Below are 22,131 nucleotides of genomic sequence, written 5' to 3' on the forward strand. Positions count from 1 at the left end.
CGAACGCCCTTTGGGTTCGGTCGGTCTGCCGAAAGGAGAGTAGAACATGGCAAAGGTCATTGGTATCGACCTCGGCACGACAAATTCGTGCGTATCTGTAATGGACGGCAAATCCGCGAAGGTGATTGAAAACGCCGAAGGCGCGCGCACCACACCTTCCATGGTGGCATTTACCGACGACGGCGAGCGTCTCGTGGGTCAGCCGGCCAAGCGCCAGGCAGTCACCAACCCAACCGATACGCTCTTTGCCGTCAAGCGCTTGATCGGGCGGCGCTATGATGACCCGACCGTCGGTAAGGACAAGGATCTTGTTCCTTACAAGATCGTCAAGGCCGACAACGGCGACGCTTGGGTAGAAGCGGAAGGCGAAAAGTACTCGCCCTCTCAGGTGTCCGCATTCATTCTTCAGAAGATGAAGGAAACAGCCGAATCCTATCTTGGTGAGAAAGTGGAGCAGGCGGTCATCACCGTTCCGGCTTACTTCAATGACGCCCAGCGTCAGGCCACCAAGGACGCCGGCAAGATTGCTGGTCTGGAAGTTCTTCGCATCATCAACGAGCCGACTGCCGCCGCGCTGGCTTACGGCATGGACAAGGACGACGGCAAGACCATCGCAGTCTACGACCTCGGTGGTGGTACGTTCGACGTGTCCATTCTGGAAATTGGCGATGGCGTGTTTGAAGTGAAGTCCACCAACGGGGACACCTTCCTGGGTGGTGAAGACTTTGACATGCGTCTCGTTGACTATCTGGCTGAAGAGTTCAAGAAGGATCAGGGCATCGACCTGAAGCAGGACAAGCTCGCCCTGCAGCGTCTGAAGGAAGCTGCGGAAAAGGCAAAGATCGAGCTGTCTTCTTCTTCTCAGACAGAAGTAAACCTGCCGTTCATCACCGCAGACCAGACAGGTCCGAAGCACCTGACGCTGAAGCTGACACGTGCCAAGTTCGAGCAACTGGTGGATGATCTCGTTCAGCGTACCGTTGAGCCCATGAAGGCGGCTCTCAAGGACGCTGGCATTGCCGCAGGTCAGATCGACGAGGTTGTTCTCGTTGGTGGTATGACCCGCATGCCTAAGGTTCAGGAAACCGTAAAGAACTTCTTCGGCAAGGATCCGCACAAGGGCGTGAACCCGGACGAAGTTGTGGCGATGGGCGCAGCGATTCAGGCTGGCGTTCTGCAGGGCGACGTCAAGGACGTTCTGCTTCTGGACGTAACGCCGCTGTCTCTCGGCATTGAGACACTGGGCGGTGTGTTCACACGTCTGATCGACCGCAACACGACGATCCCGACCAAGAAGAGCCAGGTGTTCTCCACGGCTGAGGACAACCAGACTGCGGTAACTATCCGTGTGTTCCAGGGTGAGCGCGAAATGGCCGCGGACAACAAGCTGCTTGGTCAGTTTGATCTGGTCGGTATTCCGCCAGCACCGCGCGGTGTGCCGCAGGTTGAAGTCACTTTCGATATCGACGCCAACGGCATCGTGAACGTGTCTGCCAAGGACAAGGGCACCGGCAAGGAACAGCAGATCCGCATTCAGGCATCTGGTGGTCTGTCCGATGCCGACATTGAGCAGATGGTGAAGGATGCCGAGGCTCATGCGGATGAGGACAAGAAGCGCAAGGAACTGGTGGAAGCCAAGAACCAGGGTGAAGCCCTGTACCACTCCACCGAAAAGTCCTTGAAGGAATACGGCGACAAGGTCAGCGCAGACGACAAGTCCGCGATTGAATCCGCTCTTGCCGCGCTCAAGACCTCCATGGAAGGCGACGACCTTGAAGACCTCAAGGCCAAGACGCAGAACCTTGCGGAAGTCTCCATGAAACTGGGTGAGGCCATGTATCAGGCTTCTCAGGAAGCTGAAGCTGGTGAAGGCGCCGACGGTGACGACGGCGATGTTCAAAAGCCGGTTGATGATGTGGTCGATGCGGACTTCGAAGAAGTGAAGGACGACGACAAGAAGTCGAACTGATCGAGCATCAACGCCCCGCGAGAGTTTCTGGCGGGGCGTCTTGCTTCAAGGTGGCTCTGGTCCGGCGCCAGATTCGACGGATCGAGCCATTTTGAGGTCTACTGAGATTTCGGGGCTTCAGGCGTTGGCAAGGATGATACCTGTTGAGCCCCGTCTGCTCTCTTGGGCTTGTACTTTCGGGAAGCGCTTGCCATATGCGGCATCAGATACTGAGCTGTGCATGTCCGGTCAGGCCAGTCACGATGAGCAGAGTTGATTGACGGGGACAGGTCCCCGAAACCACGAGCAGATGTCGGTGCGGGTGAACGCCTCACCTGTTATTGGACGCGGGCCCGGTTATCGGACCTCTTGTGAGGACGGGCAGCGCGCGGCTTCGTGCCGGACCTTTGCTGCAGTGTTGGAGCGAATTTAAGAATGTCGAAACGGGACTATTACGAGGTGCTCGGCGTATCGCGGGAGGCGGACGATAAGGCCTTGAAGAGCGCCTATCGCAAGCTCGCGATGAAGTACCACCCTGACCGCAATCCAGGGGATGAAGAGGCTGAGGCCAAGTTCAAGGAAGCCAACGAGGCCTACGACACGCTGAAAGATCCGCAGCGCCGTGCCGCTTATGACCGCTATGGTCATGCCGCGTTCGAGAACGGCGGCTTTGGTGGCGGGGCCGGTGCCGGGCCGCATGGGGCTGATTTCGCCTCGGCCATGTCCGATATTTTTGATGAGTTTTTTGGCGGCGGTGCACGCCGTGGTCCCGGTCGCGGCCGCGGGGCGGACTTGCGTTACAATCTCGATATCACGCTGGAAGAGGCTTACACCGGCAAGGAAGTCGAGATCGAGGTTCCCACTTCCATCACCTGTGACAATTGTTCCGGGTCCGGCGCAAAACCGGGTACCCAGCCCACCACCTGTAACACTTGTGGCGGGGTGGGGCGCGTACGCGCGGCGCAGGGCTTCTTTACCATGGAGCGAACCTGTCCGACCTGTCAGGGGCGCGGCGAGATCATCACGGACCCCTGTGAGAAATGTGGCGGAACGGGACGCACGACGCAGAACCGCACCTTGTCCGTCAACATTCCGGCCGGCATTGAGGATGGCACGCGCATCCGTCTGGCAGGCGAAGGGGAAGCCGGTGTGCGCGGCGGGCCGGCAGGGGATCTCTACATCTTCCTGTCCATCAAGCCCCATGAGTTCTTCCAGCGCGACGGTGCGGACATTTTCTGCCGGGTGCCGATTTCCATGACCACAGCGGCGCTGGGCGGTCAGTTCGAGGTGCCCAGCCTGGACACGGCCACCGCGCGGGTGAAGGTGCCTGAAAGCACTCAGACAGGAAAACAGTTCCGTCTGCGCGGCAAGGGCATGCCAATCATGCGCACCCACCAGCATGGCGACATGTACATTCAGGTCGTAGTGGAAACGCCAACCAAGCTTACAAGGCGTCAGCGGGAACTGCTGCAGGAATTCGAAAGTGAGTCTTCGGGGGAGAACCATCCGGAATCGACCGGGTTCTTTGCCCGCGCCAAGGAGTTTCTTGAGAACCTGAAGGGTTGATCTGAACCGCCGCGTCGTGTGTAACACAATGGTGATGATCGCATAAGTAACGCGTTGAGGGAGAAGTGCATGTCGAGCGAGATAAAGGGTCGAAAGCCGGACGCCTTGAAAAAGCTTCGAAAAGACATGCAGTTCATCCTTGAATGGGCCGAGTCTCCGCTTACGGTTGGCGCGGTTGCCCCGTCGAGCCGCTATCTGGGTCAGCTGATGGCCAGCTACATACCCAAGGATACGGATGCCCCGGTTCTGGAACTGGGTCCGGGCACCGGCGCCGTCACGAAGGCGGTGCTGGCCAGCGGCCTGGCTCCGGAGCGTGTGATCGCTTTGGAGTACAGTGCGGACTTCTGCCGAACGCTGGAAGACAAGTTTCCGCAGATCTCGGTTGTGCGCGGCGATGCCTACGATATCGGTACGTCCCTGCCAGATGTACAGCCGGGTACGTTGAGCGCCATTGTTTCCAGTTTGCCGTTGCTCACCCGGCCCTCTGCACAGCGGGTGTCATTTTTGCGCCATGCTTTGTCATATCTGGCACCGGGCGCACCCTTCATCCAGTTTTCCTATTCTCTGGCGCCGCCCGTATCCGTGAAAGGCACGGACATGACCGTCGAGCGCTCGCAATGGATATTGCGCAATCTGCCGCCCGCCCGTGTTTGGGTTTATCGCCGCCCTTGCCATTGAAGGCCTCATTGCCTGATGGTCTCATGCCAGTCAGACTCCGACGTTAACAGGAAGGAAGCCATATCATGACCCCCAAGTTTCTCGTTGTCTCCGGCTCCACCCGTGCAAAATCCTTCAATAACCAACTCGCCGCGTTGGTCGGCAAGTATCTGGCGCTGGAGAACGCGGAGGTGACGCGCCTCAATCTGGAGGACTATCCGCTGCCGCTCTATAACGGCGATCTGGAAGATGAAAAGGGTGTGCCTGAAAACGCGGTGAAGTTGAAACGGTTGTTCGAGACCCATGACGGCATCTTCATTGCCTCGCCGGAATATAACAGCTCCATTACCCCCTTGTTGAAGAACACGCTCGACTGGATCAGCCGTGTACGCGACGAGGGAGAACAGCCGCTTTCGGTCTTCCGCAAAAGCATTTATGCCGTTGGCGGCGCCTCGCCGGGCCTGCATGGCACCATGCGCGGCCTTATTCATCTGCGCACGGTGTTGGAAATCGGCCTTGGCTGCACGGTGCTGCCGGACATGATCACGGTAAACTATGCCGGCAAGGCTTTTGCCGAAAACGGAGATCTGGCCAACGAGCAGACCCAGCGCCGCCTGACCCTGCTTGTGGAGCGGCTGCACAAGGAAGCTCAAAGCCGGATGATCCGATCTGATTGAGAAATCTCGGCTCTGGCAATTGGCAGCGGCGTCTGCGCTGCATACATAAGACACCAGTGACTTGATAACGGATAGGTTTTAGAACTGCACAACAGCAGTTGGAGTATTTTGATGAGTGAACAACGTGAGCCGCAACAGTGGCATGGCACAACAATCCTCACAGTGCGCAAGGGCGGCAAGGTCGTCATCGCTGGTGATGGGCAGGTCTCGTTGGGCCAAACCGTGATCAAGGGCTCGGCCCGCAAGGTGCGCCCACTGGCCAAGGGTGAGGTCATTGCCGGCTTTGCTGGCGCAACGGCGGACGCCTTCACGTTGTTCGAGCGGCTGGAAGCCAAGCTGGAGCAGTACCCCGGCCAGTTGATGCGTGCCTGTGTTGAACTTGCCAAGGACTGGCGCACGGACCGCTACCTGCGCCGGCTCGAAGCGATGATGCTGGTGGCCGACACCAAGATCACGCTGGTGCTGACCGGGACGGGCGATGTGCTTGAGCCGGAACAGGGCGTCATGGGCATTGGCTCAGGCGGCAACTACGCGCTGTCCGCAGCGCGGGCGCTGGTCGATACAGATCTGGATGCAGAACACATTTGCCGCAAGGCCATGGGCATTGCCGCCGACATTTGTGTGTACACCAACAACAATCTTACCATTGAAACCCTGGAAGATACCTCTGGCGCTTCCTGAGAGCGCAAGGCGTGAAGGATTGTAGGAAACAGCAGGCTGGGTCGCACAGGCACCTGGCCGTGCCGGGAAAGATGATAGTATGACGAATTATTCCCCACGCGAGATCGTATCTGAGTTGGACCGATACATCATTGGTCAGCACGACGCAAAACGCGCTGTTGCCATTGCGCTGCGCAACCGGTGGCGTCGTCAGCAGCTCGAAGAAGGCCTGCGCGAAGAAGTTCTGCCCAAGAACATCTTGATGATCGGGCCAACCGGTGTCGGCAAGACCGAAATCTCGCGCCGTCTCGCCAGACTGGCCAATGCCCCGTTTACCAAGGTGGAAGCAACCAAGTTTACTGAGGTTGGCTACGTGGGCCGGGACGTGGAACAGATTGTCCGTGATCTCGTAGAATCCGGAATCACGTTGGTGCGCGAGCGCAGCCGCAAGGAAGTGGAAGCCAAAGCGCATCTGCTGGCGGAAGAACGGGTTCTGGATGCCCTCGTAGGTCAGGGGGCAAGTCCTGCAACCCGTGACAGTTTCCGCAAGAAACTGCGTGAAGGGGAACTGGACGAAAAGGAAATCGAAGTGGAAGTGCGCGCCCAGCCGCAAATGCCCAGCTTCGATATTCCCGGCATGCCGGGTGGCGGCAGCATTGGCGTCATGAATCTTTCCGATATGCTCGGTAAGGCCTTTGGCGGGCAAACCAAGACCAAGCGCACAACGGTGCGGGACAGTCACCAGCTTCTGGTCACGGAAGAATCCGACAAGCTGCTGGACGAGGAAAAGATCGTGCAGGAGGCCATCAGCCTCGTGGAGAACTCGGGCATCGTCTTCCTCGATGAAATCGACAAGATCTGTGCCAAGGATACCCGCGGCGGCGGGGATGTGTCCCGAGAAGGTGTTCAGCGTGATCTGTTGCCGCTCATTGAAGGCACTGTGGTTTCAACCAAGCACGGACCTGTAAAAACGGACCACATCCTGTTCATCGCTTCTGGCGCGTTCCATGTGTCCAAACCGTCAGATCTTCTACCGGAACTGCAAGGCCGCCTGCCCATTCGCGTCGAACTCAAGGCGCTCACCCGGGATGATTTCCGCTGCATTCTCACGGATACGGAGGCCAGCCTCATCAAGCAGTACGTGGCTCTGATGGGGACTGAAGAGCTCACGGTAGAGTTCACTGAGGACGCCATTGACGAGATTGCGACCCTTGCCGTGGATCTGAACGCCAATATCGAAAACATTGGCGCGCGCCGCTTGCAAACGGTCATGGAACGTATTCTGGATGATATCTCTTTCACTGCGCCTGATCGGGCGGGGGAAACCGTGGTCATCGACGCAGAATATGTCCAGCGCAATATTGGTGATCTGGCAAAGAATATTGATCTGTCGCAGTTCATCCTTTGATCATCGCGCCGTACTGACGTAAAAATGAGCGGGCGAGGGAGACCGGTGGGCTAATCCAGCCCGCCTGTCTGAAGGGATTGGAGCGGAACAATGGTAGCCATTCGAAAAGCCAATGAAGAGGGGCATCGACGCAAATTCCTTGTCGTTGTCGACGAAACCCCGGAGTGCGGCCGCGCCATAGTTTATGCAGCGCGCCGAGCCGCAAGCACCGGTGGGGTCGTCGTATTGCTCTATGTGATTGCGCCAGGTAATTTTCAGCATTGGCTCGGGGTGGAAGACATCATGCGCGCCGAAGCTCAGGAGACCGCGGAAACAACACTGGCCAAGGCCGCTGAACGCGTCCGGGCAGCAGCTCGCACCGAACCGGAAATGGTCATTCGTGAAGGGCAGCGGTCCGACGAGATCATGAGTTTGATTGATGCCGACGCGGATATTGCCACTCTGGTGTTGGCAGCTGGAACTTCCAAGGAGGGTCCGGGACCGCTTGTTTCGTCGATTGCCGGCAAAACCGCCGGGTCTTTTCCAATTCCGATCACCATCGTGCCCGGAAATCTGGACGATGATGCACTGGCAGCACTGGCGTAGGCGGGCATTCTCCCCATATTATGGGTAGAACTACGCAGCAGACGGAAAGTTGATTGGAAAACCGTTCTTGAAGCTGGCAGTAGCAATAGTAATTATCTAAGAGAACACGATCTGCGAGGACAGCTTTGTCATTAGAGGCTGTCTCCAACCCCTTTTGGAAGGCGCTATGTTTATCCAGACCGAAGTGACGCCAAATCCTGCGACCCTGAAGTTCTTGCCGGGACGGGTGGTCATGTCCGAAGGAACCCTGGACTTCCGAAGTGCAGAGGAGGCCGCGGTATCCCCGCTGGCGGAAAACCTGTTTTCCATCCCGGGTGTGGTTGGAATCTTTTTCGGCCATGATTTCATCACCGTAACCAAGGATGACGCCGATTGGCAGCATTTGCGGCCGGCGATCCTCGGCATGATCATGGAACATTTCATGTCCGGTGCGCCGCTTTTGCGCAACGATGCCGCTGGTGACGATGATACCGGTGACGAGTTCTTTGACGAGGGTGACGAAGACACCGTTACCATGATCAAGGACCTTCTGGAAACGCGTGTGCGCCCTGCCGTGGCTCAGGATGGCGGTGATATTACCTTCCGGGGCTACAAGGAAGGCATCGTCTATTTGAGCATGCGCGGAGCTTGTGCTGGCTGCCCGTCATCGACAGCTACGTTGAGCCACGGTATTCAGAATCTGATGCGTCATTTCATTCCGGAAGTGCAGGAAGTTAGACAAATTTAGATTTACTCTAAGGTAACTTTGGGTAAAGCCCTACCCATTAAAACTGTCGGGGATAATACGATCAAGACTTATGGGCTAGAACTTAATGGTTGCTCGACAAAAACTGCGGCGGACGGTAAGCCGAATTCTATGAAACTGCTTGCGATTGATACAGCACTGAGTTCCTGCGCTGCCGCCGTTTTAAACTTTGAAAACGGGGAGGAAACTCTTGTCGCCCAGAGCGAGGATCTGGGCCGAGGGCATGCCGAACGTATCATGAGCATGGTCTCGGGGGTGATGGCAGAGTCCTCGACAACCTTCAATGGTCTTGACCGTATTGTGGTCAATGTTGGTCCGGGCAGTTTTACCGGTTTGCGTATAGGACTATCGATTGCGCGCGGCTTTGGTCTGGTGCTTGGCAAGCCTGTCGTTCCGGTGACAACGCTCACCGCCATTGCGGCAGAAGTGCTTGTTCATCCTGCCAACGATCGGCCGTTGCTGGTGGCACTGGATGCGCGTCGCGACGAGGTCTATTGCCAGTCCTTTACTCCGCAAGCCACCCCTCTGGGGGAGGCCAAGGTGTCAACCGTCAAGGATCTGGCGCACGACTTGCCAGACAATACGTTGCTTGCCGGATCTGCGGCTTTGGCCATTGCCAAGACCTCAGGCATTGATACCGAAGCCGTTCGGAGCGAGGCAGCTCATGCAAACATTGAGTTTGTTGCTCGCCTTGGATTGAATGCGCCCGTGCCGCAGAAGGCCCCCATGCCGCTCTATCTGCGGCCGCCCGACGCCAAGCCCCAGGAAAAGGGAAGGGTCATTCGGCAATGAGCCTAAGCTGGTTCAAAACCCAGCTCCCGGTCATAGAGGAAGCCCAGCAACACGATCTGCCCGAACTTGCCAACATCCATTCTGCATGTTTCACACATGGATGGGGAACGGCGGAGCTTGCTTCGCTGTATGGCCAGATCGGTGTATTCTTCTTGGCAGCCTGGGTCGGGTCCACGCCGCAACGGCGCGAGCTTGTGGGTTTTCTCGCTATCAGATCGGTTGCAGGAGAGGCCGAAGTGCTGACGATTGCCGTTCATCCTCGTCATCGAGGGCGTGGCATCGCGCGCAAGCTGATGCATGACGGGATATTCCGCCTTTATTCCGAGCGCGCCGAAGTGCTATTTCTGGAGGTGGATGAAGCGAACACGGCGGCCGTCACGCTCTACAAAAAACTGGGGTTCAAGCAGGTCGGTGTGCGCAAAGGCTACTATTCTGCGAGCGAAGGCAGTGGGACAGCGCTTGTCATGCGCTGCGAACTCCGGTAATCGCAGGGCAGTCACATTGAACTTCGCCACGTACAACCGGCATTGAGGTACGGAATTCCATGGTTGCTGAGAACGAAATGACACTTATTGAGCTCTGCGCCCACAAGGGTATGCGCATGACCGATCAGCGCCGCGTCATCGCCGATGTCATTCAGGCAGCCGAAGACCATCCCGATGTGGAAGAGCTGTACCGGCGTGCCGTTGAGATCGATCCCAAGATCTCCATTTCCACTGTTTATCGCACGGTCAAGCTGTTTGAGGATGCAGGCATCATCGAGCGCCATGATTTCCGGGATGGACGGTCGCGCTATGAACCAGTGTCAGAAGAACATCATGATCACCTGATAGATCTGAGAACCGGCAACGTGATTGAATTCCGCAGCGAGGAAATCGAGCGCATTCAGGAAGAAGTGGCGCGCAAGCTCGGATTCAAGCTCATTGATCATCGGTTGGAATTGTACGGCGTCCCCCTGTCTGACGATAAAGAGGCCTGATCTACATGCATTCAGCCAAAGCAGTTGTCATTATTCTTGCTCTGACAATTGCAACGCTGGTCCTGATCCCCCTGCAATGGATCGCAATGCGCCTGAACCTTCGACTGCAGCGGTTTCTTCCCTTGCTATGGCATCGCATTGCGCGACGGTTGATGGGATTGCGGGTCCGCCAGCGTGGGCACATGGTGACCCATCGTCCGCTTCTGGTGGCCGCCAACCATGTGTCGTGGCTGGACATTGTCGTTTTGGGACAGACCGCACCTCTCAGCTTCATTGCGAAATCTGAAGTGGCCTCTTGGCCTGTTTTTGGCCTTTTTGCCAAGTTACAACGCTCGGTCTTCGTCAACCGCAATCGCCGCAGCCATACGGGCAAGGTAACGCGGGAAGTTGCGGATCGAATGGCCCAGGGCGACGCCATGGTGCTGTTTGCAGAAGGGACATCGAGTAATGGCAATGAGGTGCTCCCGTTTCGCTCAGCCTTGATTGGTGCTGTCCATCATGCCATGGACCAAGGGGACGGGGATAAAGCGTGGGTGCAACCACTGGCCATCAGCTATACCCACTTGCAGGGCATGCCGATGGGGCGCTTCTGGCGACCGCATGTCGCCTGGTATGGCGACATGGAATTGCCGGGGCATCTGTGGGCGCTGCTAAAGGAAGGCGGCCTTGATGTGCAGCTTACATGGGGCGAGCCCATTCCGCTGGACGGGGCGTTCAATCGCAAGCAGCTCACCCAGGCTTTGGAGCGCGATGTGCGCACCATGGCTACGGCTGCGCTGACGGGCGCAGAAAATACGCATTTCGTTCAAACGAACGCAAATGAACGCACCGCCTTCTCAAGCGGGCAAAAAACGATTAAAGCTGACGCAAACGAAGACGCGGAGGTCGCCAGTTAGGGCGGCTGTCCAAGACACCAGTTTCAGTGCCGAACTGCCGGGCACCCTGAGGACTAAATGGAACATCTGAACCAAGAAAAATCTGCCGAAGCCGACGTTCAAGCCACTCCGGAGGCCAGCGCCACGAAGGCGTCACGCAAGGTTTTCGTGAAAACCTATGGCTGTCAGATGAATGTGTATGATTCAGACCGGATGACCGACGCGCTGACCAATGACGGATATGAAGCGACCGACGCCATGGAAGAGGCGGATCTGGTCATTCTCAATACCTGTCACATTCGGGAGAAGGCCGCGGAAAAGGTGTATTCCGAGCTTGGTCGCATTCGCAAGCTCAAGGAAGAAAAAGCCAAGGATGGCAAGCAGATGATGGTCTCCGTCGCGGGTTGTGTCGCGCAGGCTGAAGGGGCAGAAATCTCGCGCCGCGCACCGGTCGTGGACCTTGTGGTTGGCCCGCAGAGCTACCACCGATTGCCCGAACTGCTGAATCGCGCCTCCAACGGATCCAAGGTTGTTGAAACAGAGTTTGATATCGAGGAAAAATTCGAACACCTCGCCAAGCCGACAAAGGAAGCGGTTCGCAAGCGGGGTGTCACCTCGTTCCTAACCGTTCAGGAAGGCTGCGACAAGTTCTGTACTTTCTGTGTGGTGCCTTATACCCGCGGCGCGGAAGTCTCCCGCAGTGTGGAGCAAATTGTCGGTGAGGCCCGCCGCTTGGCCGGCGCTGGCGTCCGGGAAGTGACGCTTCTTGGCCAAAACGTGAACGCCTGGCACGGTGAAGGTCCGGACGGACGCGAGTGGGGCCTTGGGGAATTACTGTTCGAATTGGCCAAGGTCGATGGCATCACCCGCCTGCGTTATACCACATCGCATCCACGAGACATGGATGATGCGCTGATCGCTGCACACCGTGATCTGGACATTCTGATGCCGTACCTGCATCTGCCGGTGCAGTCCGGTTCTGACGCCATCTTGAAAGCCATGAACCGCAAACACACCCGCGATGAATATTTCCGTCTCATCGACAGAATTCGTGAGGCACGTGAAGACATCGCCATGTCAGGTGATTTTATTGTCGGTTTCCCCGGTGAGACGGACCAGGACTTCCGCGATACGATGGATCTGGTGGAGCGGGTTGGCTATGCCTCCGCCTTTTCTTTCAAGTACAGCCCGCGTCCGGGAACGCCTGGGGCACTGTTGGAAGAGCAAGTTGAGGAAAGCGTTAAAAGTGAACGGCTTAGCGAGCTTCAGGCGCTTCTGGCTCAGCAGCAACAGGCATTCAATGCGTCTCTTGTCGGCCAGAACATTGAGGTTCTGTTCGAGAAAATGGGCCGCCGGGAAGGCCAGTTGGCGGGTCGGTCTCCTTGGTTGCAACCCGTTCACGTAAATGCGCCCGCCGAGCTTTACGGTGAAATGGCCACGGTAGAAATTGTCAGCAGTACAGCAAATAGTCTGGAAGCCAGACTGATTTAAGGGCATGATGAAACGGCGCGATGAGCGCAGGTTATACGGAGGCATTGATTGAAGGGCACAGCCCAAGCCAAACCTGCTTCGCAGGCGAACATGCGACCCGCAGCCGCGTCAGATATGATGCATGTGGTTCTGGCATTCGAGGACAACCGACTGGTCGGCGACCTGTTCGGTCAGTTTGATCAAAATCTGGCGCTCATTGAACAGCGTATCGGCGTTGATGCCGTGGCACGTGGCAATCAGGTCACGATCCGCGGCAGCAAGTCTGGCTGTGAGCAGGCAAAGCTGACGCTGGAGGCCCTTTATGCCCGTTTGCAAAAGGGCCACGAAGTGCATCCAGGCGATGTTGACGGCGCGATCCGAATGGCGGAAGCGGCGGAAGCGCAGTTGGAATTGCCGACCATCGAGCAGCCCAAATCGCGCTTGGCCTTCGCGCAGATATCCACGCGCCGCAAGACGCTGATCGCCCGCACACCCACGCAGGATGCCTATATCCGTGCCATGGATCGCTGTGATCTGACGTTCGGTGTGGGACCAGCCGGAACAGGCAAGACCTATCTGGCCGTAGCCTATGCGGCGGCGCTTTTGGAGCGCGGCGAGATTGACCGCATGATCCTGTCTCGCCCGGCTGTGGAAGCGGGCGAGCGCCTGGGCTTCCTGCCCGGCGACATGAAGGAGAAGGTGGATCCATACCTGCGCCCGCTTTATGATGGCCTGAGCGACATGATGTCTCCGGAAAAGTTGGAGCGCGGTTTGGAGAGCGGCATGATCGAAGTCGCGCCGCTGGCATTCATGCGCGGTCGTACGCTTTCCAACGCGGTTGTTGTGCTTGATGAAGCACAAAACACCACGTCCATGCAGATGAAGATGTTCCTCACCCGTCTTGGTGAGAATTCCAAGATGATTGTGACCGGAGATCCGTCGCAGGTGGACTTGCCACCGGGCCAGATGTCGGGGCTTCGCGAGGCCTTGAAGATCCTGAATGGCGTGGAAGGCGTCTCCACCGTACGTTTTTCCGAAACGGACGTGGTACGCCACGAACTGGTTGCCCGCATCGTTCATGCCTATGATGAAGAAGGGCGCCGTCGTTCCGAGGCACGAGAAGCCGCCAAACAGGAAGAAAAGCAGGAAGAAACCGTCAATGAGCGCAAGTGAGTTGCCGGTTGAGCTTGATCTGCTCATCGAAACCGATGGCTGGGCCGACGAGGACAAACTGCGTGGTTTGTGTGATCGGGCAATCGCGGCAGCGTTCCGCGGCGCCGCGCTTGAAGTGGTCCCGCACTCTGAGATTTCACTTGTATTCACCTGCGATGAGGCAATACAACAGCTGAACAGGGAATGGCGCGGTAAAGACAAGCCGACCAACGTGCTTTCGTTTCCCGGCGGAGATGAAGATGAACCGCCGTTTGGACCGTTGCTGGGCGACATCGTTATCGCTCGGCAAACTGTGGAGCGGGAAGCCGCAGAGATGGGTATCCCATTTGATGACCATTTAACCCATCTTCTGGTGCATGGAACACTTCACCTTTTCGGTTTCGATCACCAAATAGACGAGGAAGCCGAGGAGATGGAGCAGTTCGAGCGAGAGATCCTCGCCTCGATTGGCGTTCCGGATCCATATGCAGATGCGCCATTGAGCGCTGACACGTAACCCCGTCGGACACACGTCCACGGTACCTATGAGAAAGAGATGACAGGTTCTGAACCGCGAAGTACCGACGGAGGGGAGACCTCCTACGGAAATGATAATAACCCGGAGGACTCGAGTTCGTCCGCGCAGATAGCCGCTGACGATCAGGCCGAACCACCAGAGATCAAGCCCGGTTTTTGGGCCGGGCTGACAAATCTCTTCACGTCGTTTCGACGGCATCGCCGGAACAAGGCGGGGTCTTTGCGGGAAAACCTTGAAGACGAGCTGTCGCGCGAAACGCATGGCGATGACACGGCCTTTACGGCTGACGAGCGCGAGCTTCTTGCCAATATCCTGCAATTGCGCGGCTCTCGCGTCGAAGACGTGATGATCCCGCGGGCCGACATTCAGGCCGTGGAAGACACGGTGGCCATTGCCGATTTGATGGAATACTTCAGAGAATCCGGGCATTCCCGCATGCCGGTTTATCATGAAAACCTGGATGACCCACGCGGCATGGTGCACATCAAGGACTTGATGGCCTACATTGCCGAGCAAGCCGGGGCACCCAAACGCAATGGCCGTAGAAAGAACGGCGAGCGTCTGGAAAACGGCAGCAACGGCAAGGACACCGCAGCAGAGGTTATGAATCTGGCCACTGTGGATCTGTCCCGTCCCCTGTGCGAGACCGGGCTGGTGCGTCCTTTGCATTTCGTTCCGCCCTCCATGTCCTCTTCAGACCTGATGAAGCAGATGCAGGTAACACGCGTGCAGATGGCTTTGGTTATTGATGAGTACGGTGGCACCGATGGCCTTGTTTCGTTGGAAGATATTGTCGAGACGGTTGTTGGCGACATTGAAGACGAGCACGACGAAGCCGAAGAAGCGATGATCACTTCTTTGCGCGACGGAGTGTGGGCCGTTGATCCGCGGATCGATCTGGATGACCTGGAAGAGGAAATCAAGACTGGCTGGGACCTTGAGGAACTGGCCGAAGATGTCGACACGCTGGGCGGGCTGCTGTTTACTCTGCTGGGACGGGTGCCGGTACGCGGCGAGTTGATTTCAGATCGGCATTTGCCGGGATATGAATTTGAAGTGATGGACGCGGATCCGCGTCGTATCAAACGCTTGAAAGTTTACAAGCGCCGCCATGACCAGCGAGCGGCGGCTGTACGGACGCGAAGCAAACGTGCAGAGGCCGCCGAGTAGGCGGCCTCTTTATTTGTTGGGGCAAGTAAGAGACAGATGACAACCTTGACGCTTTTTGCCGAGCGGCTGGCGCAGCCGTTTCTGTTGTCTTGGGGGCTGAGGCGCGCCGGGCTCTGCTTTTTGCTGGGAGTCATCGCAGCTTTTTCCATGCCTCCGTTCGGTTTGTTCCCTCTGCTGATGCTGGTGTTTCCGGCGCTGGTGTGGGTGCTGGACGGTACGCGAGTGGCTGCACAGGGCGATACTCGAAAAAAGGCGCTCGGCTTCTTTGCGGTCGGCTGGTGGTTTTCCTTCGGTTTTTTCCTCGTGGGGTTGAGCTGGATTGGTGAAGCCTTTCTCGTAGAGGCCGACGTTTATGCGTGGATGATGCCGTTCGCGGTGGTCATTTTGCCAGCCGGGCTAGCGCTGTTTTCTGCGTTCTCGCTCAGTCTGGCCAGTTTTGTCTGGGGAGCAGGTCCCAACCGCGTCGTGGCGCTGGCCGTCGCGCTCACACTCTCAGATTTTGTTCGGGCGCACGCATTTACGGGCTTTCCATGGAACTCCTGGGGCTATGCTGTTGCTCAAAACGACAGTCTCATACAGCTGGCGGCCTATCTCGGCTTGTTTGGACTGTCGTTTCTCGTGGTTTTGGTGGCATCTGCCCCTGCTGCACTGTTGAATGGCAAAAAAGAAGGGCGTTCCTTGCCGCTGCTGACGGTGTGCCTACTACTTGTGATAGGGGCAACAAGTCTCGGGTTTTGGCGTTTGAACACCACCGAACTTGAACTTGATTCAGTAGATATTGTGATCATTCAACCCAACATACCGCAAAGTGAGAAATGGAAACCAGAAAACCGGAACCGGCTGTTGCCTGCGTATCTTTCCCAGACACGGGACGCATTGGCCGATAGAGAAGCGGGGGCAAACCCAACCCTGGTTTTCTGGCCCGAATCCGCATTTCCATTTCTACTGACACAGGAGCCTGGAGCGCTTGCTGCGATTGCAGACATCATTCCACAGAATACTTACCTTGTGACCGGAGGTATTCGGTCAGGCTATCAAGGCGAGGGAAACCCTGTTTTTTATAATAGTGTTTACCTCATTGATAACGAGGGAATCATAAGTGATGTTTATGATAAGGTTCGCTTGGTCCCCTTCGGTGAATACTTGCCATTGCGCACGGTTTTGCAATCTATTGGTGTGGATCGCTTGGTGCCCGCTCCCAGCGATTTCACACCAGGCTTTCGCTACAGATCGATGGACATACCCGGCATTGGCCTATTCCAACCATTGGTCTGTTATGAGGCAATTTTTCCTCAAACTCGCCTTGAGATCGCTGAAAGGCCTCAATTCATAGCAAATATAACCAATGACGGCTGGTTTGGGGAAAGTTTTGGTCCCTACCAACATCTCATACAGGCGCGTATGCGCGCCGTTGAGCAGGGAATCCCGGTGATACGTGCAGCGAACACAGGTATATCCGCAGTGATAAGTCCGCTTGGAGATATACTATCGCAAGTTGCTTTGAATTCGACAGGATCTATTAAAGATCGCCTGCCAAAACTACTGAGGCCTACACTCTATGCGAAGTGGGGTGACTGGATTTCTGTACTATTTATTCTAGGTTGTGTTTGTCTCCTATTGGTATTTGGAGCGCTTTTACCTGCTCGTAGAGATTGACGCGAGGCGGTAAATGTCGTCAACATAGGCTTGCGTGAAAGTCACCGACCAGTTCGCGAAATAGGCGAAGTGTGTTGCTGACAAAATGCACTGCCAAATAACAACGAAAGCCTCACAAGAAGGTTTTTTCAAAAAACACTGACGGTAATCGACCACAACCATGACAGAAGAGGGCCGTAGCAATGGCCAGTAAGAAGGCACCAAATCCCATCGATGTTCACGTCGGCAGTCGTGTTCGGCTGCGGCGTATGATGCTTGGCATGAGCCAGGAAAAGCTCGGTGAGAGCTTGGGCATCACTTTCCAGCAGATCCAGAAGTATGAAAAAGGCACCAATCGCATTGGCGCCAGTCGGTTGCAGCACATAGCGACGATTTTGAAAGTGCCTGTAGCATTTTTCTTTGAAGACGCGCCGGGCTCTCCTGAGGAAGCGCAAGGGGTAGGGGATAATCCGCAAACCACCTATGTCGTTGATTTTCTTTCGTCTTCCGACGGCTTGGCGCTGAACAAGGCTTTTGTGCGCATTGAAGACCCGAAGGTACGCAGGAAGCTGGTGGAGCTTGTCAAGAGCTTGGCCGGTGAGGATGCGTAGTTTTCACGATATGTGGCGACTGTGGAAACTTAGGCTTGACCTTCGGTAGGCCCTTGGTTCATTAAAGACGAGGCGACGGGGTTCCGTCGCTTCTTTTTTGTTTATCTTCCCAGAAGGACGTTTGCCAATGGCTCGTCAAAGCTATTACTTCACCTCGGAGTCCGTCTCCGAGGGACACCCTGATAAAGTATGCGACCGTATCTCGGACGCAATTGTGGATGCCTTCCTGCGCGAAATGCCGGAAGCGCGTGTTGCCGCTGAAACCATGGCAACCACAAACAAGTTGATCATCGCAGGGGAAACCCGCGGTCCCGCTTCCATTACAAAAGAATATCTGGCGCATCTGGCCCGATTGGCTGTTCGCGACATCGGCTACGAGCAAGACGGTTTCCATTGGGAAAACGTTGATATCGAAGTGCTGTTGCATGACCAGTCCGTCGATATTGCTCAGGGCGTGGATGCAGCCGGCGAAAAGGATGAAGGTGCCGGGGACCAGGGCATCATGTTCGGTTACGCATGCCGCGAGACCCCGGAACTGATGCCTGCTCCGATCCTGTATTCCCACAAGATCTTGAAGCTGCTGGCCGAGGCCCGCAAATCCGGCAATGAGCCAACGCTTGGCCCGGATGCGAAGAGCCAGGTCACTGTGCGTTATGAAGACGGCAAGCCTGTTGCTGTTTCTTCCATCGTGCTGTCGACCCAGCACATTGATCCAACAATGACGTCGGCTGATGTGCGCGACGTGGTTGAGCCATACATTCGCGCGGCGTTGCCTGCTGAATGGATCAAGCCGGAAACGGTTTGGCACATCAATCCGACGGGCAAGTTCGTGATTGGTGGTCCCGATGGTGATTGTGGCCTGACGGGTCGCAAGATCATCGTGGATACTTATGGTGGCGCAGCTCCGCATGGCGGCGGCGCATTTTCCGGTAAGGATCCGACCAAGGTTGACCGTTCTGCGGCGTATGCGGCCCGCTATCTGGCCAAGAACGTGGTTGCGGCTGATCTGGCGGACCGGTGTACCATTCAGTTGTCCTACGCGATCGGTATTGCAGAGCCGCAGTCCGTTTTTGTAGACACTCACGGTACCGGTAAAGCCTCCAATGAGGCGATCGAACGTGCTCTGCGTCAGGTCATGAGCCTTACGCCGCGGGGTATTCGTCAGCATTTGAGCTTGAACAAGCCGATCTACGAGCGTACAGCAGCCTACGGCCACTTTGGTCGTGAGGCAGAGCAGGACGGCGGCTTCTCTTGGGAGCGTGTCGATCTGGTGCATACGCTGCACCAACTGCTGGAAAAAGAATACGCTTAACTGCGAAGGAAATTCCCCGGTCGGTCTCAGGCCGACCGGGACAAAAATGCAATGACAGATCATTACTCAGGCTCTTTCTTTGGCCGCCGGGTCGGCAAGCCGTTACGGGATCGACAGGCCCGATTGCTGACCGATTTTCTACCCACCATCGCAGTTGATTTGGAACAACCGGCTCCGTCAAATCTCGCGGAGCTTTTTGATGTTCCCGTCAAAGAAGTCTGGCTTGAGATCGGCTTTGGCGGATCTGAGCACCTGCTGCATCGAGCGCGCGAAAATCCTGAGATCGGGTATATCGGTTGTGAGCCATTTCAGAGCGGCATGGCCAAGGCGTTGACGGGCATTGCCGATGATGATCTCAAGAACGTACGGTTGTTTTACGATGATGCAGTAAAACTGTTGGACTGGATGCCGGCGGGTGCGGTCGATGGCGTCTATCAGCTTTATCCAGATCCGTGGCCCAAGAAAAAACACTGGAAGCGGCGTTTTGTTAATCCGGTAAATCTGACCCGTATTGCTCGCGTTTTGAAGCCCGGTTGCCACTATCGATTTGCCAGCGACATTGATACCTATGTGGACTGGACTCTGGCTCATTGCCGGGACCATCCGGCTTTCGAGTGGACCGCAGAGCGGCCTGCAGATTGGCGCACCCCGTGGGCGAATTGGCCGGGAACGCGGTATGAGCGCAAGGCCATACGCGAAGGGCGCATCGGTCGGTATTTGACTTTCTTGCGGGTGCCGGATCGTCCTTGAACAGGAAGGACGAACACCGATGTCTGGATCGGTGTCTTTTTTGTTGCATCCCTCAGGTAAATGACTATATTGCGCTCAAGAGTTCTCATCCGGCTCGTAAAGAGCGATAGGAGAGTGGGCCCGGACGGACCCGCTCTTTTTTATTACCTGAGCCGGTCAGAAGGCTCAGGTTGATACTCAGGGGGCGTCAAGGCCACGGCCCAAAAGCAAAAAGGTGAGAAGTGGAAGATCACGATCCGAGAATTGTAAAGGAACAGGGGCTTGAAGCCCGTGTTGCCGCAATTGTTGAGCCCGTCATTGTGGATCTCGGCTATCGGCTCGTGCGTATCCGGGTGAACGGGAATAACGGATGCACGCTGCAAATCATGGCGGAGCGTTCCGACGGCACCATGAATGTGGATGGGTGCGAAGAAATCAGCAAAGCTGTGTCCCCGGCACTGGATGTGGATGACCCTATCAGCGGGGCTTATCATCTTGAGGTTTCCTCACCTGGCATTGATCGGCCGCTTGTGCGCGCCGGTGACTTCGAACGTTGGTCGGGGCATCTTGCGAAAATCGAAATGGCGGTTCCGCAAAAGGGGCGCAAGCGGTATCGCGGGGTCCTTGCCGGCGTTGAAGATGGCTGCGCATTGGTCAATTTGCCGGATGCGCCGGACACGGAAGAAAACCCGGCCCGGTTGCCTCTCGACGAGATTGGTGAAGCGCGTCTGGTTCTGACTGACGAACTGATCGAAGCGGCCCTGAGTGCCGACAAGGCGGCGAAAGCTGCGCGTGGTGAAGACGTCGACGACGACAGCTATTACCACTGAGGTGAACCGCCCTTAACGGGCAGGCTCAGTGAGCCGGAAGATTATGGACGAAGGCCTGCGGCACGCAGGCGTGGAAGGAGTTGATGAGACATGGCCATCAGCGCAAACCGACTGGAGCTGCTGCAGATTGCAGATGCGGTTGCCCGTGAAAAGTCGATTGACCGCACGATTGTGATCGATGCTCTGGAAGATGCCATCCAGAAAGCTGCGCGGTCTCGCTACGGTACCGAAACGGAGATCCGGGCCGAGATCAATCCGAAGACCGGTGAGATCCGTCTCCAGCGTTTGCTTCTGGTCGTGGAGCACGTTGAAAATGTCTCAACGGAGATCGCTCTGGAAGATGCCAAGGCGCGCAATCCGGAAATCGGGGTTGGCGACTACATCGCCGAGCCGCTTCCGCCGCTGGACTTTGGCCGCATCGCTGCTCAATCCGCCAAGCAGGTCATCGTGCAAAAGGTGCGCGAAGCCGAGCGGGATCGTCAGTACGAAGAGTTCAAGGACCGCGTTGGTGAGATCATCAACGGCGTAGTCAAGCGCGTCGAATACGGCAACGTTATCGTAGACATGGGTAAGGGCGAAGCGATCGTCCGTCGTGATGAGTTGATCCCGCGCGAGATCTTCCGCAATGGCGACCGCATCCGCGCCTATGTTCACGACGTTCGCCGCGAGCAACGTGGCCCGCAGATTTTCCTGTCCCGCACGCATCCGCAGTTCATGGCCAAGTTGTTCATGCAGGAAGTGCCGGAAATTTATGATGGTGTCATCACCATCAAGGCGGTTGCCCGTGATCCGGGATCTCGCGCCAAGATCGCGGTCCTGTCCAATGACAGTTCCATCGATCCGGTCGGCGCCTGTGTGGGTATGCGCGGTTCTCGCGTTCAGGCTGTCGTGGGCGAGCTGCAGGGTGAGAAGATCGACATCATCCCGTGGAATGAAGATGCGGCAACGTTTATCGTGAATGCGCTGCAACCGGCTGAAGTGTCGAAAGTGGTTCTGGATGACGAATCCGAACGGATCGAAGTTGTCGTGCCTAACGATCAGCTGTCTTTGGCGATTGGTCGTCGCGGTCAAAACGTGCGTCTTGCCTCTCAGCTGACAGGCTGGGGCATTGACATTATGACCGAGACGGAGGAGTCTGAGCGCCGTCAGAAAGAATTCCAGGTTCGTTCTGATCTGTTCCAGGCAAGCCTTAACGTTGACGAGATGGTCAGTCAGTTGCTGGCATCTGAAGGCTTCACCTCCATTGAGGAGGTGGCTTACGTCGACAGCGACGAAATTTCTTCCATTGAAGGGTTTGATGAAGAAACCGCGGAAGAAATTCAGGAACGCGCACGCGAGTTCTTGGAAGAGCAGGAAGCCGAGCTGCGCAAGCAGCGCGAAGAGCTGGGCGTCTCCGAGGTTCTGACCAATGTGCCGGGCCTGACGTCTGCCATGCTTGTTGCGCTTGGCAAGGACGACATCAAGACAATCGACGATCTGGCTGGATGCGCTGCGGATGACCTGATTGGCTGGACCGAGAAGCGTGATGGCGAAACGGTTCGTGTCGACGGCACCCTCTCAGGCTTCGAGCTCTCGCGGGCCGACGCTGAGTCGATTGTGATGGCAGCGCGTGTTGCAGCCGGCTGGATCGAACCGGAAGAACTCATCGAAATGAACGCGGAAGAGGACTATGACGGGTCTGACGACGCTGCGGCTGATGAGGTCGAAAGTGACGTGGGTGTTGACGCGGGCGATGTTTTCGAGCAAGAGAGCGTTGCAGAACAGGACAACACGGATAAATAAACGAGCTGAT

22 protein-coding genes are annotated in these 22,131 nt (G+C 56.5%); all 22 read left to right on the forward strand.

Annotation, left to right across the window (positions count from 1 at the left end; all coding sequences use genetic code 11):
- The first annotated feature begins 46 nt into the window (after positions 1 to 46).
- The 22 genes from dnaK to nusA all read left to right on the forward strand — a co-directional run bounded on the left by dnaK (position 47) and on the right by nusA (position 22,121).
- Positions 47 to 1,969, forward strand: a complete 1,923-nt coding sequence (gene dnaK, locus G512_RS0103510) for a molecular chaperone DnaK (protein ID WP_028480506.1) — start codon at positions 47 to 49, stop codon at positions 1,967 to 1,969.
- Between the two features lie 414 nt (positions 1,970 to 2,383).
- Positions 2,384 to 3,514, forward strand: a complete 1,131-nt coding sequence (dnaJ, locus tag G512_RS0103515) for a molecular chaperone DnaJ (protein ID WP_028480507.1) — start codon at positions 2,384 to 2,386, stop codon at positions 3,512 to 3,514.
- A gap of 69 nt (positions 3,515 to 3,583) precedes the next feature.
- Positions 3,584 to 4,192: a class I SAM-dependent methyltransferase gene (locus G512_RS0103520; protein ID WP_028480508.1), complete on the forward strand. Its 609-nt coding sequence runs from the start codon at positions 3,584 to 3,586 to the stop codon at positions 4,190 to 4,192.
- A gap of 65 nt (positions 4,193 to 4,257) precedes the next feature.
- Complete coding sequence (locus G512_RS0103525; RefSeq protein WP_028480509.1) at positions 4,258 to 4,848, forward strand: NADPH-dependent FMN reductase; 591 nt, start codon at positions 4,258 to 4,260, stop codon at positions 4,846 to 4,848.
- Positions 4,849 to 4,959: 111 nt separating this feature from the next.
- Positions 4,960 to 5,529, forward strand: a complete 570-nt coding sequence (gene hslV, locus G512_RS0103530; protein ID WP_028480510.1) for an ATP-dependent protease subunit HslV — start codon at positions 4,960 to 4,962, stop codon at positions 5,527 to 5,529.
- 79 nt (positions 5,530 to 5,608) lie between these two features.
- Positions 5,609 to 6,916 (forward strand): ATP-dependent protease ATPase subunit HslU, encoded by a 1,308-nt coding sequence (gene hslU / locus G512_RS0103535; RefSeq protein WP_028480511.1) that lies wholly within the window; start codon positions 5,609 to 5,611, stop codon positions 6,914 to 6,916.
- A 90-nt stretch (positions 6,917 to 7,006) separates the two neighbouring features.
- Positions 7,007 to 7,501: a universal stress protein gene (locus tag G512_RS0103540; protein WP_028480512.1), complete on the forward strand. Its 495-nt coding sequence runs from the start codon at positions 7,007 to 7,009 to the stop codon at positions 7,499 to 7,501.
- Positions 7,502 to 7,667: 166 nt separating this feature from the next.
- On the forward strand, positions 7,668 to 8,228 hold the full coding sequence (locus G512_RS0103545) for a NifU family protein (RefSeq protein ID WP_028480513.1): 561 nt from the start codon (positions 7,668 to 7,670) through the stop codon (positions 8,226 to 8,228).
- Positions 8,229 to 8,357: 129 nt separating this feature from the next.
- On the forward strand, positions 8,358 to 9,038 hold the full coding sequence (tsaB, locus tag G512_RS0103550) for a tRNA (adenosine(37)-N6)-threonylcarbamoyltransferase complex dimerization subunit type 1 TsaB (RefSeq protein ID WP_028480514.1): 681 nt from the start codon (positions 8,358 to 8,360) through the stop codon (positions 9,036 to 9,038).
- Positions 9,035 to 9,523 (forward strand): ribosomal protein S18-alanine N-acetyltransferase, encoded by a 489-nt coding sequence (gene rimI / locus G512_RS0103555; RefSeq protein WP_028480515.1) that lies wholly within the window; start codon positions 9,035 to 9,037, stop codon positions 9,521 to 9,523. Before tsaB ends, rimI begins: the two co-directional genes overlap by 4 nt.
- Positions 9,524 to 9,600: 77 nt before the next feature.
- Positions 9,601 to 10,017 carry a Fur family transcriptional regulator gene (locus G512_RS0103560; RefSeq protein WP_208974925.1) on the forward strand — a complete coding sequence of 139 codons (417 nt, stop codon included), beginning with the start codon at positions 9,601 to 9,603 and terminating at the stop codon, positions 10,015 to 10,017.
- A gap of 5 nt (positions 10,018 to 10,022) precedes the next feature.
- Positions 10,023 to 10,913, forward strand: coding sequence for a lysophospholipid acyltransferase family protein (locus tag G512_RS19890; RefSeq protein WP_036488380.1), 891 nt, complete (start codon positions 10,023 to 10,025; stop codon positions 10,911 to 10,913).
- Positions 10,914 to 10,970: 57 nt separating this feature from the next.
- The gene (miaB, locus tag G512_RS0103570; RefSeq protein WP_028480517.1) at positions 10,971 to 12,383 is read left to right on the forward strand and encodes a tRNA (N6-isopentenyl adenosine(37)-C2)-methylthiotransferase MiaB; all 1,413 of its coding nucleotides are present in this window, start codon (positions 10,971 to 10,973) and stop codon (positions 12,381 to 12,383) included.
- 114 nt (positions 12,384 to 12,497) lie between these two features.
- Positions 12,498 to 13,535 carry a PhoH family protein gene (locus G512_RS0103575; RefSeq protein ID WP_036488537.1) on the forward strand — a complete coding sequence of 346 codons (1,038 nt, stop codon included), beginning with the start codon at positions 12,498 to 12,500 and terminating at the stop codon, positions 13,533 to 13,535.
- The gene (gene ybeY, locus G512_RS0103580; protein ID WP_028480519.1) at positions 13,522 to 14,031 is read left to right on the forward strand and encodes an rRNA maturation RNase YbeY; all 510 of its coding nucleotides are present in this window, start codon (positions 13,522 to 13,524) and stop codon (positions 14,029 to 14,031) included. Before G512_RS0103575 ends, ybeY begins: the two co-directional genes overlap by 14 nt.
- 39 nt (positions 14,032 to 14,070) lie before the next feature.
- Complete coding sequence (locus tag G512_RS19895) at positions 14,071 to 15,222, forward strand: transporter associated domain-containing protein (protein ID WP_051268852.1); 1,152 nt, start codon at positions 14,071 to 14,073, stop codon at positions 15,220 to 15,222.
- A gap of 36 nt (positions 15,223 to 15,258) precedes the next feature.
- Positions 15,259 to 16,878 carry an apolipoprotein N-acyltransferase gene (gene lnt, locus G512_RS0103590; RefSeq protein WP_051268853.1) on the forward strand — a complete coding sequence of 540 codons (1,620 nt, stop codon included), beginning with the start codon at positions 15,259 to 15,261 and terminating at the stop codon, positions 16,876 to 16,878.
- A 182-nt stretch (positions 16,879 to 17,060) separates the two neighbouring features.
- Positions 17,061 to 17,468 (forward strand): helix-turn-helix domain-containing protein, encoded by a 408-nt coding sequence (locus G512_RS0103595; protein WP_028480521.1) that lies wholly within the window; start codon positions 17,061 to 17,063, stop codon positions 17,466 to 17,468.
- 127 nt (positions 17,469 to 17,595) lie between these two features.
- Complete coding sequence (metK, locus tag G512_RS0103600) at positions 17,596 to 18,780, forward strand: methionine adenosyltransferase (protein ID WP_028480522.1); 1,185 nt, start codon at positions 17,596 to 17,598, stop codon at positions 18,778 to 18,780.
- Between the two features lie 51 nt (positions 18,781 to 18,831).
- Positions 18,832 to 19,530, forward strand: coding sequence for a tRNA (guanosine(46)-N7)-methyltransferase TrmB (trmB, locus tag G512_RS19900; protein WP_036488383.1), 699 nt, complete (start codon positions 18,832 to 18,834; stop codon positions 19,528 to 19,530).
- Positions 19,531 to 19,751: 221 nt separating this feature from the next.
- Positions 19,752 to 20,339 (forward strand): ribosome maturation factor RimP, encoded by a 588-nt coding sequence (gene rimP / locus G512_RS0103610; protein WP_028480523.1) that lies wholly within the window; start codon positions 19,752 to 19,754, stop codon positions 20,337 to 20,339.
- A 90-nt stretch (positions 20,340 to 20,429) separates the two neighbouring features.
- Positions 20,430 to 22,121 carry a transcription termination factor NusA gene (nusA, locus tag G512_RS0103615; RefSeq protein WP_028480524.1) on the forward strand — a complete coding sequence of 564 codons (1,692 nt, stop codon included), beginning with the start codon at positions 20,430 to 20,432 and terminating at the stop codon, positions 22,119 to 22,121.
- Positions 22,122 to 22,131 lie beyond the last annotated feature (10 nt).

It is taken from the genome of Pseudovibrio exalbescens DSM 16456 (genome assembly GCF_000422785.1).
Taxonomy (GTDB): domain Bacteria; phylum Pseudomonadota; class Alphaproteobacteria; order Rhizobiales; family Stappiaceae; genus Pseudovibrio; species Pseudovibrio exalbescens.

What these genes read in the sequence shown, in the direction of transcription:
- trmB (WP_036488383.1), top strand. Translation starts at nt 18,832, where the DNA reads ATGACAGATCATTACTCAGGCTCTTTCTTTGGCCGCCGGGTCGGCAAG.
- metK (WP_028480522.1), top strand. Translation starts at nt 17,596, where the DNA reads ATGGCTCGTCAAAGCTATTACTTCACCTCGGAGTCCGTCTCCGAGGGA.
- G512_RS0103595 (WP_028480521.1), top strand. Translation starts at nt 17,061, where the DNA reads ATGGCCAGTAAGAAGGCACCAAATCCCATCGATGTTCACGTCGGCAGT.
- hslU (WP_028480511.1), top strand. Translation starts at nt 5,609, where the DNA reads ATGACGAATTATTCCCCACGCGAGATCGTATCTGAGTTGGACCGATAC.
- G512_RS19895 (WP_051268852.1), top strand. Translation starts at nt 14,071, where the DNA reads ATGACAGGTTCTGAACCGCGAAGTACCGACGGAGGGGAGACCTCCTAC.
- G512_RS0103560 (WP_208974925.1), top strand. Translation starts at nt 9,601, where the DNA reads ATGACACTTATTGAGCTCTGCGCCCACAAGGGTATGCGCATGACCGAT.
- dnaK (WP_028480506.1), top strand. Translation starts at nt 47, where the DNA reads ATGGCAAAGGTCATTGGTATCGACCTCGGCACGACAAATTCGTGCGTA.
- G512_RS0103525 (WP_028480509.1), top strand. Translation starts at nt 4,258, where the DNA reads ATGACCCCCAAGTTTCTCGTTGTCTCCGGCTCCACCCGTGCAAAATCC.
- hslV (WP_028480510.1), top strand. Translation starts at nt 4,960, where the DNA reads ATGAGTGAACAACGTGAGCCGCAACAGTGGCATGGCACAACAATCCTC.
- dnaJ (WP_028480507.1), top strand. Translation starts at nt 2,384, where the DNA reads ATGTCGAAACGGGACTATTACGAGGTGCTCGGCGTATCGCGGGAGGCG.
- G512_RS19890 (WP_036488380.1), top strand. Translation starts at nt 10,023, where the DNA reads ATGCATTCAGCCAAAGCAGTTGTCATTATTCTTGCTCTGACAATTGCA.
- G512_RS0103575 (WP_036488537.1), top strand. Translation starts at nt 12,498, where the DNA reads ATGATGCATGTGGTTCTGGCATTCGAGGACAACCGACTGGTCGGCGAC.
- G512_RS0103540 (WP_028480512.1), top strand. Translation starts at nt 7,007, where the DNA reads ATGGTAGCCATTCGAAAAGCCAATGAAGAGGGGCATCGACGCAAATTC.
- nusA (WP_028480524.1), top strand. Translation starts at nt 20,430, where the DNA reads ATGGCCATCAGCGCAAACCGACTGGAGCTGCTGCAGATTGCAGATGCG.
- ybeY (WP_028480519.1), top strand. Translation starts at nt 13,522, where the DNA reads ATGAGCGCAAGTGAGTTGCCGGTTGAGCTTGATCTGCTCATCGAAACC.
- rimI (WP_028480515.1), top strand. Translation starts at nt 9,035, where the DNA reads ATGAGCCTAAGCTGGTTCAAAACCCAGCTCCCGGTCATAGAGGAAGCC.
- G512_RS0103545 (WP_028480513.1), top strand. Translation starts at nt 7,668, where the DNA reads ATGTTTATCCAGACCGAAGTGACGCCAAATCCTGCGACCCTGAAGTTC.
- tsaB (WP_028480514.1), top strand. Translation starts at nt 8,358, where the DNA reads ATGAAACTGCTTGCGATTGATACAGCACTGAGTTCCTGCGCTGCCGCC.
- miaB (WP_028480517.1), top strand. Translation starts at nt 10,971, where the DNA reads ATGGAACATCTGAACCAAGAAAAATCTGCCGAAGCCGACGTTCAAGCC.
- G512_RS0103520 (WP_028480508.1), top strand. Translation starts at nt 3,584, where the DNA reads ATGTCGAGCGAGATAAAGGGTCGAAAGCCGGACGCCTTGAAAAAGCTT.
- lnt (WP_051268853.1), top strand. Translation starts at nt 15,259, where the DNA reads ATGACAACCTTGACGCTTTTTGCCGAGCGGCTGGCGCAGCCGTTTCTG.